This window comes from Shinella yambaruensis, from assembly GCF_022899355.1.
GTDB classification, from domain to species: Bacteria; Pseudomonadota; Alphaproteobacteria; order Rhizobiales; family Rhizobiaceae; genus Shinella; species Shinella yambaruensis.
In genome coordinates this window covers 218,524-233,415 of record NZ_JALJCK010000008.1, presented here as the reverse complement: position 1 = coordinate 233,415, position 14,892 = coordinate 218,524, and the positions used below count along the sequence as shown (strand labels likewise).

The 14,892-nt window shown below is 68.4% G+C and carries 14 protein-coding genes; 3 read left to right on the top strand and 11 right to left on the bottom strand.

Annotation, left to right across the window (positions count from 1 at the left end; all coding sequences use genetic code 11):
- Positions 1 to 86: 86 nt before the first annotated feature.
- On the top strand, positions 87 to 860 hold the full coding sequence (locus MUU56_RS32850; RefSeq protein ID WP_244769037.1) for a helix-turn-helix transcriptional regulator: 774 nt from the start codon (positions 87 to 89) through the stop codon (positions 858 to 860).
- On the opposite strand, the gene MUU56_RS19960 is transcribed toward MUU56_RS32850, so the two are convergent.
- On the bottom strand, positions 861 to 2,192 hold the full coding sequence (locus MUU56_RS19960; RefSeq protein WP_244769036.1) for an APC family permease: 1,332 nt from the start codon (positions 2,190 to 2,192) through the stop codon (positions 861 to 863).
- A gap of 140 nt (positions 2,193 to 2,332) precedes the next feature.
- Positions 2,333 to 2,905, bottom strand: a complete 573-nt coding sequence (locus tag MUU56_RS19955) for a hypothetical protein (RefSeq protein WP_244769035.1) — start codon at positions 2,903 to 2,905, stop codon at positions 2,333 to 2,335.
- A gap of 207 nt (positions 2,906 to 3,112) precedes the next feature.
- Here MUU56_RS19955 and MUU56_RS19950 point away from each other — a divergent pair, with 207 nt between their 5' ends.
- Both MUU56_RS19950 and MUU56_RS19945 read left to right on the top strand, forming a co-directional pair.
- Entirely contained in the window at positions 3,113 to 4,057 is a 945-nt protein-coding gene (locus tag MUU56_RS19950; RefSeq protein WP_244769034.1) for a GntR family transcriptional regulator, read from the top strand.
- Positions 4,058 to 4,065: 8 nt separating this feature from the next.
- Positions 4,066 to 4,938 carry a sucrase ferredoxin gene (locus MUU56_RS19945; RefSeq protein WP_244769033.1) on the top strand — a complete coding sequence of 291 codons (873 nt, stop codon included), beginning with the start codon at positions 4,066 to 4,068 and terminating at the stop codon, positions 4,936 to 4,938.
- Positions 4,939 to 4,940: 2 nt separating this feature from the next.
- Here the strand turns inward: MUU56_RS19945 and MUU56_RS19940 are convergent, their stop codons facing one another.
- Genes MUU56_RS19940 through MUU56_RS19900 form a run of 9 tightly spaced genes read right to left on the bottom strand, consistent with a single transcriptional unit; the run spans position 4,941 to position 14,763 of the window.
- The gene (locus tag MUU56_RS19940; protein ID WP_244769032.1) at positions 4,941 to 5,774 is read right to left on the bottom strand and encodes an alpha/beta hydrolase family protein; all 834 of its coding nucleotides are present in this window, start codon (positions 5,772 to 5,774) and stop codon (positions 4,941 to 4,943) included.
- A 23-nt stretch (positions 5,775 to 5,797) separates the two neighbouring features.
- Positions 5,798 to 6,673 (bottom strand): N-formylglutamate amidohydrolase, encoded by an 876-nt coding sequence (locus MUU56_RS19935; protein WP_244769031.1) that lies wholly within the window; start codon positions 6,671 to 6,673, stop codon positions 5,798 to 5,800.
- Positions 6,670 to 7,356, bottom strand: coding sequence for an RraA family protein (locus tag MUU56_RS19930; RefSeq protein ID WP_244769030.1), 687 nt, complete (start codon positions 7,354 to 7,356; stop codon positions 6,670 to 6,672). The genes MUU56_RS19935 and MUU56_RS19930 overlap by 4 nt, the downstream gene beginning before the upstream one ends.
- On the bottom strand, positions 7,349 to 8,212 hold the full coding sequence (locus tag MUU56_RS19925; protein ID WP_244769029.1) for a creatininase family protein: 864 nt from the start codon (positions 8,210 to 8,212) through the stop codon (positions 7,349 to 7,351). Before MUU56_RS19925 ends, MUU56_RS19930 begins: the two co-directional genes overlap by 8 nt.
- Positions 8,205 to 9,773 carry a serine hydrolase domain-containing protein gene (locus tag MUU56_RS19920; protein ID WP_244769028.1) on the bottom strand — a complete coding sequence of 523 codons (1,569 nt, stop codon included), beginning with the start codon at positions 9,771 to 9,773 and terminating at the stop codon, positions 8,205 to 8,207. Before MUU56_RS19920 ends, MUU56_RS19925 begins: the two co-directional genes overlap by 8 nt.
- Positions 9,770 to 11,431, bottom strand: a complete 1,662-nt coding sequence (locus MUU56_RS19915; RefSeq protein WP_244769027.1) for an ABC transporter ATP-binding protein — start codon at positions 11,429 to 11,431, stop codon at positions 9,770 to 9,772. The genes MUU56_RS19920 and MUU56_RS19915 overlap by 4 nt, the downstream gene beginning before the upstream one ends.
- 4 nt (positions 11,432 to 11,435) lie before the next feature.
- Positions 11,436 to 12,251: an ABC transporter permease gene (locus tag MUU56_RS19910; RefSeq protein ID WP_244769026.1), complete on the bottom strand. Its 816-nt coding sequence runs from the start codon at positions 12,249 to 12,251 to the stop codon at positions 11,436 to 11,438.
- Positions 12,248 to 13,192, bottom strand: a complete 945-nt coding sequence (locus MUU56_RS19905) for an ABC transporter permease (protein ID WP_244769025.1) — start codon at positions 13,190 to 13,192, stop codon at positions 12,248 to 12,250. The genes MUU56_RS19910 and MUU56_RS19905 overlap by 4 nt, the downstream gene beginning before the upstream one ends.
- Before the next feature lie 20 nt (positions 13,193 to 13,212).
- Positions 13,213 to 14,763 (bottom strand): ABC transporter substrate-binding protein, encoded by a 1,551-nt coding sequence (locus MUU56_RS19900; RefSeq protein WP_244769024.1) that lies wholly within the window; start codon positions 14,761 to 14,763, stop codon positions 13,213 to 13,215.
- Between the last annotated feature and the right edge of the window lie 129 nt (positions 14,764 to 14,892).

The window sequence follows — 14,892 nt, the reverse complement described above, 5'->3', positions numbered from 1 at the left end:
CGGATTTGCGGAGAAACAGGGGCGGAGCGTTCTCCCGGCTCGGGGAAAACGCTCCGGGTCTTGCGGAAAGAAGGAGGGGCGGGAACGTGGCGGCAGGATCGGGCGCGGCAGGCGCCTCCATCGACCTTTGGCATGCGGGGCTTGCCGAGACCGTGTCGCTCATCGGGGAGGACGGCTTTCCCGCCGCGCTGGAGCGCGCGCTCCGCCATCTCGTTCCCTTCCAGATGATGAACGGCTTTGCCTATGCGCCGGGCGGCAAGGCCTTCGACCTCGACAATGCGCGGATCGTCGGCGACCGCACCACCATCGTCGACCATTACCTTGCCGGCGCCTATATCCTCGACCCGTTCTACGACGCCGTGCGCACCCTGCCGCCCGAAGGCCTTTTGGTGATGCGGCGGCTGGCGCCCGACCGGTTTGCCGAGACGGAATACTACCGCCGCCACTACCAGGCGACGGGCATCCTCGACGAGGTCGGCTTCATCCTGAAGCTCCGCGATGTCGATGCGGTGCTGTCGCTTTCGCGCATCGGGGCGGTCCCGGCCTTCTCCCGCCGCGATATCGCCCGCCTCGAAAGCGCCGCGCCGGTGGTCCGGGCGCTTGCCGAGCGGCACTGGCATGCCCGGTTCACCCCGTCGAGCGGCAGCGAGGCGGCCGCCGCGACAATCAGCCATCCGCTGCTTTCCAAGCGGGAGCTGGAGATCGTGACCCTCATCCTCAAGGGTCACTCCACCTATTCCATCGCCGCGACGCTCGGCGTCTCGCCCAATACCGTGAAGGTCCATCGCCGCCAGGCCTATGCCAAGCTCACCATTTCCAGCCAGGCGGAACTGTTCCATCTGTTTCTCAGCAGGCGCTGATCATTCGGCGAACTCCACCTCCGGCGGCGCAAGCTGGAAGAAGCGCGTCAGATAGGCAAGGTAGACGACGCCCGCCGCCAGCCAGATGACGCCGAGCAGCTTGGCGTGCCCGTCGAGGTTCCAGAGCAGGAAGAGGTCGCAGACCGCGCCCGCGGCCGGAACGGCGAGCCCGAGAAGCGGGCCGAGCGGCCTGACGACCGCATTGCCCCGCAGATAGAGCGCGATCACCGAGACATTGACCGCGGTGAAGGCGAGGAACGCACCGAAATTGATGAAGGACGTCGAGGTCGTCACGTCGAGCGTCAGCGCCAGGAGGCCGACAATGCCGACGACGACGAGGTTGAGGACGGGCGTGCGCCACTTCTCGTGCAGCTTGCCGAAGATGCCGGCCGGCAGCACGCCGTCACGGCCCATGGCGAAGAGCAGCCGGCCGACGCTCGCCTGCGCGGCAAGTCCGGAGGTGAACTGCGCCACCACGAGCGTGGCGAGGAACACCGTCACGAAGAGGTCGCCGCCGATCATCAGGGCGATTTCGGAGGCGGCGGAATCGACCGATGCGAATTCGCCGCCGGGATGGGCAAGCTGCGTGACATAGGCCGACCCGGTGAAGAGAAGGCCGCCGATGACGGCGATGATCATGATCGCCTTCGGCATGGTGCGCGTCGGTTCGCGCGTTTCCTCCGTCAGCGTCGAGACGGCGTCGAAGCCGAGGAACGAATAGGCCGCGATGGCCGCACCCGCCACGGAAGCGCCGAACGGCACCCCGGCCTCGAAGAACGGCCGCACCGAGGCGAGCCCGCCGGCCCCGTTGACGGCGACGACGTAGCGGGCGGCGAGCGCGACGAACGCCACCAGCACCGAAAGCTGCACCAGCATGAGCACGACATTGACCCGGTTGGCGAAGGCGATGCCGACAACGTTCACCGCCGTGGTCAGGACGATGAAGCCGACGATCCACAGCCAGGCCGGCACCGCCGGAAAGGCCGCGCCGAGATAGGCCGCGCCGATCAGCCAGATGACCATCGGCAGGAAGAAGTAATCGAGCAGCACAGCCCAGCCGACGAGGAAGCCGACGCCGGAATTCAGCGACCTGCGGGCATAGGTATAGGCGGACCCGGCAACCGGATAGACCTTCGCCATGATGCCGTAGCTTGCCGCCGTCAGGAAAATCGCGAGCGCCGCGATGAAATAGGCCATCGCCGTCGTGCCCTGGCTTGCCGACGCCAGCGCGCCGAACGTGCCGAACACGATCATGGGCGTCATGTAGGCCAGCCCGAACAGCACCACGGACCACAGGCCAAGCGTCCGGTCGAGTTTGATCGTTCGTGTCATGCTCCCCTCCTCCAGATGATGCCGTGAAGGGTCGGGGAAGAGGACGGCGATGCCAATAACCCCAGGGTATTATGCGGCGCGCCCTGCATCGAGCCGTGCATGGGACAGCCGCCGGCCGGCCGGCCCTTCCGTCCGGCTGCTCAACCGGAGGCGTCCGGGCGCGACATCTTCGCCTTGAAGGCCTCGTTGCGGGCCCTTATCGCGCCGAACATTTCCGCAAGCATCTCGAAGGACCGGCGCTCCTCCGTGCAGACCTTGTCCTGGTACAGGGGCAGGCTGGAAAAATCGGTGTCGTTGAACCAGTAGATCTCGGTTTCGCCGTTGGTTCGCTGCGCAAGCCGGCTGCTGTTCTCGTCCCACCCGTAGACATGGGGCGGCACGATCCGGCCCCGTGCCTGCGCCACGGCCTTGAATTTCCGCTCGAACGCCTCGGCGGTATGCATCTTCCAGACGCCGAGGCTTTCCCAGCGCCGGCAATTGCCCAAGGGAGGCGTGCGGCCGTTCCGGAAGGACCAGCCTTCGATCAGCGAGCGAAACCTGTCCTGGCCGCCGCCGGAAAAGCCCAGCTTGAAGATGGAGAGCTGCGGGTCGAGCCGGAAGGCCGCGCGCGCGACGCATTCCGAATAGACCACGTAGACGAAGGGCCTGTGGATGCCGTTGAAGAGCGAGGACGCCTTCGCGTAATGGATCAGCCTGCAATCGATACAATTCACGGCGACAACATCGACGTTGGAAAAAGCAATGCATCGCGATCATAGGCGCATGGCACGCGATGGCAACGCCCGGGGGCATTTACGCCAAGGCGATGCCTCGCCTGATCATGGAACACGGCCGGGCGAAAAACAGGTTTCGAGTTGTCGGGGGCTTATTTTTGTATTATGAGCGATCATAATTCAAAAAATCGCAATCGAGATCGCATCTTGGCCACCCGAACCGTCGCTCCGCAAACTCAAGGACTGGATACCAGCGGCCTCAGCGCGCTGCAGGTCGAGGTGGCCCGCAAGCTCATGCCGATCATCCATGCCGGGCGTTGGTCGGCGGGCGAGAAGATTTCCGATGCCGCGCTGGCGCGCGAATTCGGCATTTCCCGCACGCCGGTGCGCCAGGTCCTGCAGTTCCTCGCGGACAAGGGCATCATCGCCCAGACGGACAGCCGCGGCTTCACGCTGGCCCGCCGGCCTGCGGAAGGGGAGACGATGGACGAGCTGGTGCCGCCCTCGGAGGTGGACACGCTCTACCGGCGCATTATGCATGCGCGCGCCAACGGCCTGATCGGCGGCGAGGCGTCGGAGACCGAGCTCATCGATCATTTCGACACGTCGCGCGGCATCGTGCGGCGCACGCTGATGCGGCTGGCGGCCGAGGGGCTTGCCGAGCGGCGCGACGGGCACGGCTGGCGCTTCGCCGAATGCCTCGACAACCGCCAGGCGGTGAACGAGAGCTACGCCTACCGCACCATCATCGAATGCGGCGCGGTGATGGAGGATACGTTTCGCGCCGACCTCGCGGCCCTGGACATGCTGGAACGCGAGCAGGTGGCGCTTCTCAACGCCCCGCTTGCCGCGATCGACGGGGCGGCCTGGTTCGAGGCCAATGCCCGGTTCCACGAAACGGTCGTCTCCTGGTCGAACAACCGCTTTCTCGTGCAATCCATCCGCCGGCAGAACAGCCTGCGGCGCATGACCGAATACGCGGAATTCGCCGAGCTCAGCGAAGCGGGGGTGCGCAAGGCGGCGCGCGACCATCTGGCGATCCTCGAGGCGATCAGGGCCGACGACCGCAAGCTCGCCTCCGCCATCCTGTTTCGCCATCTCAGCCGGTCGCCCGCCGGCGCGGACGCCAAGCCCGCCCGACTGGAGGATTGAGCACCGCGATGGCAGCACGGGCCTTCTGCCGCGATCTGTGCATGGCAAGGGGCGAGCCGGCGGCCGGCCTCGGCCCCTCGGCAGGACGCTACGCCCTGCTGCACTGGCCGCGCGGCCACTGGCGCGTCCCGCGGACATCCTCCCATCTCATGCCGGAAGCGCTCGCGGGTGCCATTCGCGAGGCCAATGCGGCGGGCATCCATGTGGCGCTGGTCGACGGCGACGACATCGCCTTCAGCCATGACGGCCTCGTTTGCCGCACCGCCACGCCCGAGGCGGCGGCGGCGCTGCTGCGCACCGTCGCGGAAGGCGGCGCCTGGCAGGGCGAGCGCGACCCGCGCATCACCGTGGTCTGCTGCACGGACGGCAAGCAGGACCCGTGCTGCGCCCGCTACGGCTTCGCCACCTGGAAGGCGCTGCGGCAGGCCGCCGATCCGGCGACCTTCCGCATCCTGCAATCCACCCATCTCGGCGGCTGCCGCTTCGCCGCCTCGCTGGTCGTGCTGCCCGCGCGGGCCCGCTACAGCCGGCTCGCCCCCGCCGAGGTCGCGGACTTCCTCGCCTGCCTGCGCGACGGCGTGCCGTACCTGCCGGCCTATCGCGGCGATCCGGCGCTCGGTGCGGCGGAGCAGGCCGCCGAACACGCGGTCCTGACCTGGGCGGCAAGGGAGGGGCTTTCCGGGAACGTCCTGCTCGGCGATGCTTCGGGAGAGGCTGGCGGCGACGGACGGGTGGAATACCGCGCCAGCATCGCCGGAAGGGCCGTGCGGGTGTGCCTCGAGAATCGCGGTTTCACGGTCAATACGCGGTGCGAAACGATCGGCGGCGGGACGCCGGCGCAGGTTCTGCGCTGGGTCGCCACCGCCGTGCATGGGGAATAGCGTCAGGCGCCGGCGAGAACCTGCGAGAAGAACGCCTTTACCGGCCCCTGGATGCCGGTCCCGTCATGGCTGACGCCTGGCACCGTGTCGAAGCGAAGATCCACGCCGATGGAGCGAAGGCCCGTCTCGAGGCTGCGCAGGCGGTCCACCCGCGTCTCGCCGCTGTCGTTGATCCCCTCCATCCAGAAGGGCGACTGCGGACCGACGGTCACGTCCCAGGTCTCGATGTCCTGGTCGCCGATGACCAGCTGCACGGCGACGTCCCGCATCGCCGCGACGTCGAGCGGCCGGCCGAAGACCTCCTCCATGCCCTTGACGCCGACCCACCAGTCGCGCTGGTCCGGCAGCGTGACGGTGCCCGGCGCGCCGACCGACACGGCCCGCAGCCTGCCGGGATGGAGGTAGAAGAAGCGATGGGCGAATTGCGCGCCGCCGGAAAAGCCGTGCATCAGCACCTTCTCCTTCGCCACGCGATAGCGGCCGGCGAGCTCCTCGACCATGTCGAGCACGATGAGGTCGTAGCGGATGCCGCGATAGGCGATGTGCTTGTAGTTGTGCAGGTCCTCCGCATCGTCGATGCCGGCGGGAAAGAGCGGCGCCAGGAGCAGGCATTGATGCGCCTCGGCGAAATCGATGAACGCGTCGCGCAGGATATCGGCATCGCGCAGGCTGCCATGCACGAGCACGGCGAGCGGATGCACCCGGTCGCCGGCGGGGTCGTAGCCGTCCGGAATGTAGCAGCACCAGGAGAAGCGCTGGTCCATCCTTGAGGCGAAGATCGGCGTGCGCCCGCGCCGGTAGAAGTTGAGGGGCGCGGTCTGGTCTGGTGTCGGCACGGCTGGTCCTTCCTTTTCATGCATCATTGCGTGCTGGCATAGCGGGCGAGCACGCGGTTCATGCGCGCCAGCACCCGTTTCAGGTCGGCGTAGCCGGCCGTGCGCTCGCGCGTCGCCTCGTCCATGTAGAGCCGGCGGTTGATCTCGAACTGCACGCTGTGGCGGCCATGCGCGGGGTTGGAATAGGCGGTGACGAGCTCGGCGCCGCGGAACGGCCTGTTGAGCGCGACCTCCAGCCCTTCGGCCCGCAGCGTCTCGGCGATCAGCGCGACGAACTCCGCCGACGCCGCGGCGCCGTTCAGGTCACCGAGGCAGATATCGGCGCGCAGCGTGCCGGCCGGATCGGAGGAAATGGCATGGCCGACCGCCGTCATCGAATGGCAGTTGAGGTGGTAGACGCGTCCGAAGCGGGCATAGACCGCGTTCAGCAGCGCCGCGAGATGGCGGTGATAGGGCTGCCAGTAGGTCCGGATGCGGCCCTCCGCCTCCGCGACGCTGATCGGCGCGGCATGCATCGGCTCGTTGCCCCAGGCATAGCGCCACATCAGGCCCATGCCGCGCCGGGCGGTCGGGCTTTCGCGCACCGGATGCGGCCAGGCACCGGCGAGGATCTCGGTGTCCATGTCGAGCAGCGCGCGGTTGACGTCGAGAAAGCTGCGCGGGAAATGCGCCTTGAGCAGCGGCGCGCCGAGATCGGGCGCGGTGTCGAACAGGTCGTCGACATGCGTGTCGGCCGCCACCCGCACCCGCTCCGCCGAAACGGCGGGCCGGAAACCGGCAGGCATGTCGAGCCCGCTGTGCGGGCTGTCGAAGACCATGGGCACCAGCGGCCCGCGGGGAGCGACGACCGACAAAACGCCGTCGATCGTCAGGTCGGAAATGGCGTCGAGCATGGTCATGGTCCGTTCCTTTCATCGAGGCGCGCCTTCACCTTCTCGTTCGCGCGGGTTATGTCGCCCAGCCGCTCGCCGTCCAGCAGCCGCTCCATGGTGCGGGCGACGCGCGCCTCGCGGGCGATGCAGGCGGCGGCGATCCCGTCCGCCTCGTCGGCCGGCAGCACGACGACGCCGGAGGCATCGCCCAGCACGATGTCGCCCGGCAGCACCGGCACGCCGCCGCAGGCGACCGGCCGGTTGAAGGTTCCGCCGAGATCGAGCTGGCGCGTGGTGACGGCGGAAACGCCGCGGCACCAGACCGGCAGGCCCTCGGCACGGATTTCCGCCACATCGGTGCAGGGGCCGTCGATCACCACGCCGGCAATGCCCGCAAGCCGCGCCGCCCGCGCCACCACGCCGCCGAGGCAGGCATGGCGGGTGTCGCCGAGACGATCGATCACCAGCATGTCGCCGGGCCTGAGATGGCTCAGCGCGTGGTGCAGCAGGGTGGAGCACAGGGCCGGCAGCGCCAGCGTGACGGCGACGCCCGCCCGCGCCCTCTGGCCGGGATCGACGGGGCGGATGTCGCCGTCGAGGAAGCCGGTATAGCGAAGGTGGCCGACGCTGGCGGTCTCGATCCTCTCCAGCGCGCCGAGAAGCGCGGGCGATGCCGGGGCGGGCATCGGTTCGATGCGGAATTCAGGCACGGTTTTCTCCTTCTCCAGCCGCCGCGGACGGCGGAATGACGGCCTTGCGCGGGTCGAAGGCCATGAGGTGGCGCATGAGCCGGGCGGTGTGGCCGACGATATGCTCGCTGATCGCCCGGCCCTTCTGCGCGCTCGCCCTGGAGGCGAGGCCTCCCAGCATGCCGTTCGCATCGACCTCGGTGCAATCGAGCGGCACCTGCAAGGGCAATCCCTCGAAGCGGCTGGCGGAGACGCCGCCGACGGGCAGGCCGAAAACCGTGCCGCGCGGGCCGGGATCGCAGATGCGCTCCGGCCGGACAAGCCCGGGGAAGAGATGCAGGAAGGCGGAGGTCATCGGCTCGCCGCCATGGCCGCGCACCCGGGCGGCCTCGCTCCCCCAGAGCGCCGTCCACAGGCTGTCCGGAATGATCTGCCAGATGTTGAGCGAGGGGATGAGCACGCCGCGCTCGCGGCGGATCCTGCGGCAGACCTGGTCGATCAGCGGCGCATTGGCGGTGTGGCCGTTGAAGATCAGCAGCCTCTCCTGGGCATGGTCGAGAAAGGAGGTGAGGATATCCTCCAGCACGCGGCGGAAAGTGTCGGCGCGCAGCTGGATGCCGCCCGGAACGGCGCGGAAGAAATCGGCATGGCCGAACGGCAGGGTCGGCGCGCAGAGGCCGCCGCCGGCCCGGGCGCTTCGTTCCGCAAGCTGCTCGGTGAGCTGGAAATCGCCCATCGGCGCATGCGGCCCCTGCTCTTCCTGCGAGGCGAGCGGGATGAGGATGACGGCGGGACGCTTCATCCGCTCGGCGAAGGCCGTATGGCTCATCCGGGCGATCGCCACGGGCTCGCCTCCGGCACCGTTCTCCTCAGCCATCCTCCCTCTCCCTTTCCCGTTCCATCGCGGTCGTCGGTCGGCCGGTCAGCTCCGGCAGGACCCGCTCGGCGGAGTTGACGTTGACGCCCCGCGTCAGGCGCAAGGCGCCATCGCGGACGTGGAGCCGCACCGTGTCGCGGAAGGCCGTCTTAAGGAAGATCCAGTCCATCTCCAGGATGCGCTCGCCCGGCGCCCCGTCGAGCCAGCGGGCGCAGGCCAGCACCGTCAGCCCCTCCGCCGGCTGGTAGGAATGGTGCAGCCGGCCGCCGGGCATGGTCGTGACCGTTTCGAGGAAGCGGCCGAAGCCGGCAAGCACGTCATGGCTGCCCGCGGCATCGCGCAGCGTGAAGCGAACGGCGTTTGCCTCCTCGGTGATGGAGATCGCTTCCACGCCCTGGTCGTTCGGCGCGATGCGCCAGCTGCGGCGCGGCGCCTCCCCCGGCGCGCGCCGGCGCGCCATGCCGGGGCGGGTCTTCAGCCGGAGGCCGGCAAGGCGGGCCTCCAGCGCCTCTGCGCCCGGCCGCCCGGAAACGCCGGCGCCGAGCGCCGGCCGCAGCCCGTCATAGATCAGCGTGTGGACGCGCCGGTCGCTGTCTTCCAGGCCGCCGGTGAAGGCAACGACGGCCTTCTCGGCGGGCAGGACGATGCAATATTGCCCGAACAGGCCATTGGCGGAGAAGCTGCCATGCGGCCCGCGCCACCATTGGTAGCCGTAGCCCTCGCGCCGGCTCGCCGGCACCCCGTCGCCCGCCTCGTCCGGCCCGAGATAGTGATCGCCGGTGAAGACGCCGAGGACCACGTCGCGGACCTGCATGCCGGTCGCCTGCCGCACCCAATCCTCCGGCAGGAGCTGCCGGCCCTGCCACAGGCCGCCCTGCAGATGCAGGATGCCGAGCTTCAGCATGTCCTGCGTGGTGCAGCTGAGGCCGTTGCCGCCGGTGTTGACGCCGTCCGTGCCGATATCCCAGGTGATCGCCTCCGACATGCCCATGGGGCGGAAGATGCGCTCGCCGAGATAATCGTGGATCGTCCGGCCCGCAACCTGTTGCACGATGGCCGAGAGCATGTAGCTCGCCGCGCTGTCGTAGACGAACACCTCCCCCGGCGCGTGGGGCGTCGGCTGGCGGAGGAAATCCTCGATCCAGCTGGAGGCGAGCCGGCGCCAGGCGCCGCCGGAAATGCCGCGCGCATGGCCGCTGGTCATGGTGAGGAGGTGGCGCACCCGCATGGCGCGGAGGTTGTCGCCGACCGGCCCGGCATAGGCCGGGAAGAAGCCCAGCACCGCATCGTCCACCGAAAGCAGGCCGTCGGCGACCGCCAGCCCGACGGCCATGGAGGTGAAGCTCTTGGTCACCGAATGCATCATGTGCGGGCGGTCGGCGGCATAGGGCGCCCAGTAGGCATCGGCGATCAGCGCACCGTCCTGCCAGACGAGCAGGCTGTGCAGCTCGATGTCCTGCCGCTCGACATCGTCGAGAAGGGCGTCGAGGACCGCGGGATCGGTACCGCGCGACTGCGGCGTGGCGCGGGGCAGGTCCTGGTTCATGTCGGTGTTCTTCATTGCAATGCTGCCGCCGGTGCGCCGGCCTCCGCCGCGAAACGCCAGTTCAGGGAGACGCCGGTCTCGGTGCGGATCAGGGTGGGAATGGCCGAAAGCAGGGCGCGGGTATAGGCGGACCGCGGCGCGTCGAAGACGGCATCGCGGCTGCCCTCCTCGACGATCGCGCCGTCCCGCATCACCACCACCCGGTCGGCAAGCTGCTCCACCACGCCGAGATCGTGGCTGATGAACAGGCAGGAGAAACCGTAGCGGCGCTGGAGATCGGCGATGAGTTCGAGCACCTTCGCCCGGACGGTGACGTCGAGCGCCGAGACCGCCTCGTCGGCGATGACGAAGCGCGGCCGGCCGATGACGGCGCGGGCGATCGCCACGCGCTGCCGCTGGCCGCCGGACAGTTCATGCGGATACCGGTCGAGATACCGGCCGTCGAGCCCCACCTCGTCCAGGATGGCGCGCACGCGCTCCGCCTTGCCGGCCGCCGTCGTTTCGCGCTCGTGGCGCAGCGCCTCCCCCACCAGGTCGGCGATCTTCATGCGCGGATCGAGCGAGCCGAACGGGTCCTGGAAGATCATCTGGCAATTCAGCCGGTAGTTCCGCCAGGCGGCCGAGCCCGGCTTTATTTCCTCGCCGCCAAAGAGGATGCGGCCGGCGGAGGCCGGCACGAGCCCGGCGATGCAGCGGCCGAGCGTCGTCTTGCCGGAGCCGGACGCGCCGACCAGCGCGACGATCTCCCCCGGGCGAACGGCGAGATCGACCCCGTGCAGCGCCTTCTTCACGGCCTTGCGGGCGAGAAGGCCCGCATTCACGCGATACTCGACCGCAAGCCCCCGGACCTCCACGACCGGCTCAAGCGTCGGCGCGATGGCGCGCGCGGGTCCGCGCACGGGCATGGAGTGCAGCAGTTCGCGGGTATAGGCGTGCTTCGGGCGGGAGATGATCTCCTCCACCGGCCCCTGCTCGACGATCTCGCCCTGGCGCATGACGATGATGCGGTCGCAATAGCGCGCCACCATCGGCAGGTCGTGGCTGATCATCAGCAGGGCCGTGCTCTCGCCGCGCACCATTTCGAGCATGAGTTCCAGCACTTCCCGCTGCACCAGCGCGTCGAGCGCGGTGGTCGGCTCGTCGGCGATGAGCAGCGACGGCCTGAGCAGCATGGCCGAGGCCAGCATGATGCGCTGGCGCATGCCGCCGGAGAACTGGTGCGGAAAGGCGGTGAGCGCCCCTTCGGGATCGTGGATGCCGACCCGGCGGAGAATGTCGAGGATGCGGCCGCGCCGCGCCGCCGCGTTCAAGCGCGTGTGCAGCCGCAGCGGCTCCTCCAGCTGCCTGCCGATGGTCATGGAGGGGTTGAGCGAGGTCATCGGCTCCTGGAACACCATGCCGAGGCGGGCGCCCCGCAGGGCGCGCAGTTCCCTTGCCGAAAGCGACCGGAGCGACCGGCCCTCGAAGCGGATGTCGCCGCCGGAAACGGCGATGGCGGGCGGCTGCAGGCCCATGAGGCTGCGGGCCACCATGGTCTTTCCGGAGCCGGATTCCCCGACGATGCCGACGATTTCCCCCGCGCCGATGCGGAAGGAGACGTCGCGGACGATCGACTGGCCGGCAAGGCTCACCCGCAGGCTGAGGCCGTCCACCTCGACGAGAGGCTGGTTCATGGCGTTACAATCCTCTCATGCGGGGGTCGAAGCGGTCGCGGATGGCATCGCCGGCAAGATTGATGCCGAGGAGCGAGAGCGAGATGCACAGGCCGGGAAAGATGCCGAGCCACATGGCCTCGGCGATGTGCGGGCGGGCGCTGGCCAGCATGTTGCCCCAGGTGGGCGCCGGCGGCGGCACGCCGAGGCCGAGGAAGCTGAGGGCGCTTTCGGTGAGCAGCACGGAGCCGAACATGGAGGTGGCGAGCACGATGACCGGCGCCAGGCTGTTGGGCAGGATATGGCGGACCATCGTATAGGCCGCCGAATTGCCCATGATGCGCGAGACCTCGATGAACTCCCGCTCGCGCAGCGACAGGACCGAACCGCGCACCACCCGCACCATGGACGGCGTATAGGCCATGCCGAGCGCCAGGATGATGCCGTACATGTTGGCGCCGGTGATCGACAGCAGCGCCAGCGCCAGGAGCATGCTCGGGAAGGCGAGCAGCGCGTCGTTGAGCGCCATGATGACGCGGTCGGTCCAGCCGCGGGCATACCCCGCCACCACGCCGAGCGTGACGCCGGCCAGCACCGCGAAGAGCACGGTGACGAGGCTGATCGAAACGCTGGTGCCGGCCGCGGCCATGAGGCGCGAGAGCACGTCGCGGCCGAACTCGTCCGTGCCGAGCCAGTGCGCCGCGCCCGGCGCCTGCAACTTGCCGCGCAGCTCGATCCGCATCGGATCGAACGGCGTCCAGAACAGCCCGACGAGGGCGGCACCGAGGAAACCGCCGAGAAGCACGCCCCCGAGGATACGATTTTGCCGATGGCGTTTCATTCCGCGGTCACCCGTGGGTCGAAGAGGGGATAGAGGAGGTCGACCAGAAGGTTGACCAGGAGATAGGTGAACGCGACGAACAGCAGGCAGCCCTGGACCACCGCATAGTCGCGGGCATAGATCGCATCGACGATCAGCCGCCCGAGCCCGGGTATGGTGAAGACCGTCTCGACGACGGCGACGCCGCCGAGCAGGTTGCCGAGGATGAGGCCGATCAGCGTCCAGGTCGGGCCGAAGGCGTTGCGCGCGGCATGGCGCAGCAGCACGGCGCTTTCGCTGAGGCCCTTCGCCCGCGCATGGGTGATGTAGTCGAGCCGCAGCACGTCCAGCGTCGAGGCCCGCGCCATGCGCACGATGATGCCGGCTTCGTGCAGGACCAGCGTCAGCACCGGCATGATCAGGTAGACGAGCCCGGCAGCGGCATTGTCGGCGATCGAGACATAGCCGAGCACCGGCAGCCAGCCGAGCTTGAGGCCGAGGGCGAGCAGGATCATCAGCCCCAGCCAGAAGGTGGGGACGGACAGGAGCAGCGTCGACAGGGCGACGATCGCAAGGTCGAGGCCGCTGTTCTGCCGCCATGCGGCGATCATGCCGAGCGGCACGGCGATGAGAACGGCAAGGCCGACCGCGATCAGCACCATCTGGGCGCTGGTGGCGAAGCGCTGCAGCACGAGGTCCAGCACCGGCTGGCCGTTCAGCACCGAGCGGCCGAGATCGCCCTGCACGACATTGCCGAGCCAGAGCGCGAACTGGACCGGGATGGGCCTGTCGAGGCCCATGGCGCTGCGGGCCTCGGCCAGCATGTCCGCATCGGCGAGGTCGCCGAGCATGAGGCTCGCCGGATCGCCCGGGATGAGCCGGACGAGGCCGAACACCGCGACGGAGACGATGAACAGGGTGGGGATTGCCGACAGCAATCGGGAAAACGCGAATTTCAACATGGTTCGATCCGGCAGCCGCGCTATTCGCTGTGGCTGACACCCCAGAAGCGGGCAAAGCCCTGCCAGGTGCGGTAACCCGTGACCCTGGGGCCGGAGACGCCGACATCGAGGCCGTTGGCCAGCATCACCAGCGGCACCTGGTCAAGGAAGCGGGCATGCAGGTCGTCGAAGATCGCCTGCCGCTTGGCCGGGTCGGCCTCCTGCAGCGCGGCATTCACCCGTTCGCCGACCGCCGGATCGTCCCACACGGCATTGGCATTCTTCGCCTTCGAGCCGACGACGGTCTGGAAGGCGAGCGCCGGGTCGCTGCGGTTGGAATAGTTGAAGGCCATGATCTGGTATTTGCCGCTGTTGAAGCGGTCGAGCTGGCTTGCCCATTCGAGCACCTCGATCTCGGCATTGATGCCGGCCGCCTGCAGCATGGCCTGGGCGATGACGGCCGTGTCGTAGTTGATCGCCGAGCGCCGGTTGGTGAGGATGTTGATCGTCTCGCCCTTGTATCCCGCCTCTTGCAGGAGGGCGGGCACCGCTGAGGGATCATGGATGTAGCCCTTGTCCTGCGCCGCCGTGTGGTAGCGCGAGGCGGAGGCGACGAGCGAATTGTTCGGCACGCCGAGGCCGTAGGTCACGGACTCCACGATCTGCGGCGTATCGAGGGCCGCGACGACGGCCCGGCGCATCGCGACGTTCGACATCAGCGGATCGGCGGTCTGGAACAGCATGGTGACGAGGCCGCCATGGGGCGCGGCGACGACGGTGAAGTCCTTGTCGTCCTTCAGCTTCGCGGCCTCGCTCGGCGGCAGGTAGGGCAAGACGTCCAGCGCGCCGCTGCGCAGGCCCGCGACGGCCGTCGCCGTATCGGGCACCACGACATATTTCACCTCGTCGACCAGCACCTCCTTGCGCCCGCCGTAGCCGTCCGGCTTGTCGCCGGTGATCGCGTAGTCGGCGAACTTCGTCAGCACCAGCCCCTCGCTGCGCTTCCACGTGCCGAAGACGAAGGGACCGGTGGCGATCGGCGCCTTCCAGGTCCCGTCCGGATTGAAGGAATCGCGATGGACGATGGCCGTCGAGCCGCATTGCGCCTGCGCCATGTATTTCAGCAGCATGGCATCGGGCCGGTCGAGGGTGATGACGACCGTCTTCGCATCGGGCGCCGTGATGCTCTCCACCTTCGCGTCGCGGCTGCCGTCGAAGAAGGCCTTGCAGCTGTATTCCGGGTCGCGCAGCAGCTTTTCGAGGCTCCACCGCACGTCGTCGGCCGTCATCGTCGCGCCGTTGTGGAATTTGACGCCCTCGCGCAGCGAGAACGTATAGGTCCTGCCGTCCTCCGACACGGTCCAGCCGCTCGCCAGCATGGGACGGATCTCGCCGTCCTCGCCGGCCGCAACCAGCCCCTCCACCACGTTGAGCAGGACGGAATCGGTTCCCGCATCGCGGTTTATGCCCGGCTGCGAGCTGCGGATGTCGGCCGTGATCTGCACCGTCAGGGTGTTGGCGGCGGCAAGGCCGGGCACGGCGAAGGAGGCCGAGGAAAGGAAGGCGCAGAGGAGGGACCGTGAGAGTGACATGCGTTCGCCCTTGTGTTTTATGATATTGCAAAAAACATTTCATATGGGAAAATCATAGTCAAGCGTGTTTCTGTGTGTATTATGAAAACATATCAGCCCGACCCGCCGCAGGCAGCGCGACCGTCCGTC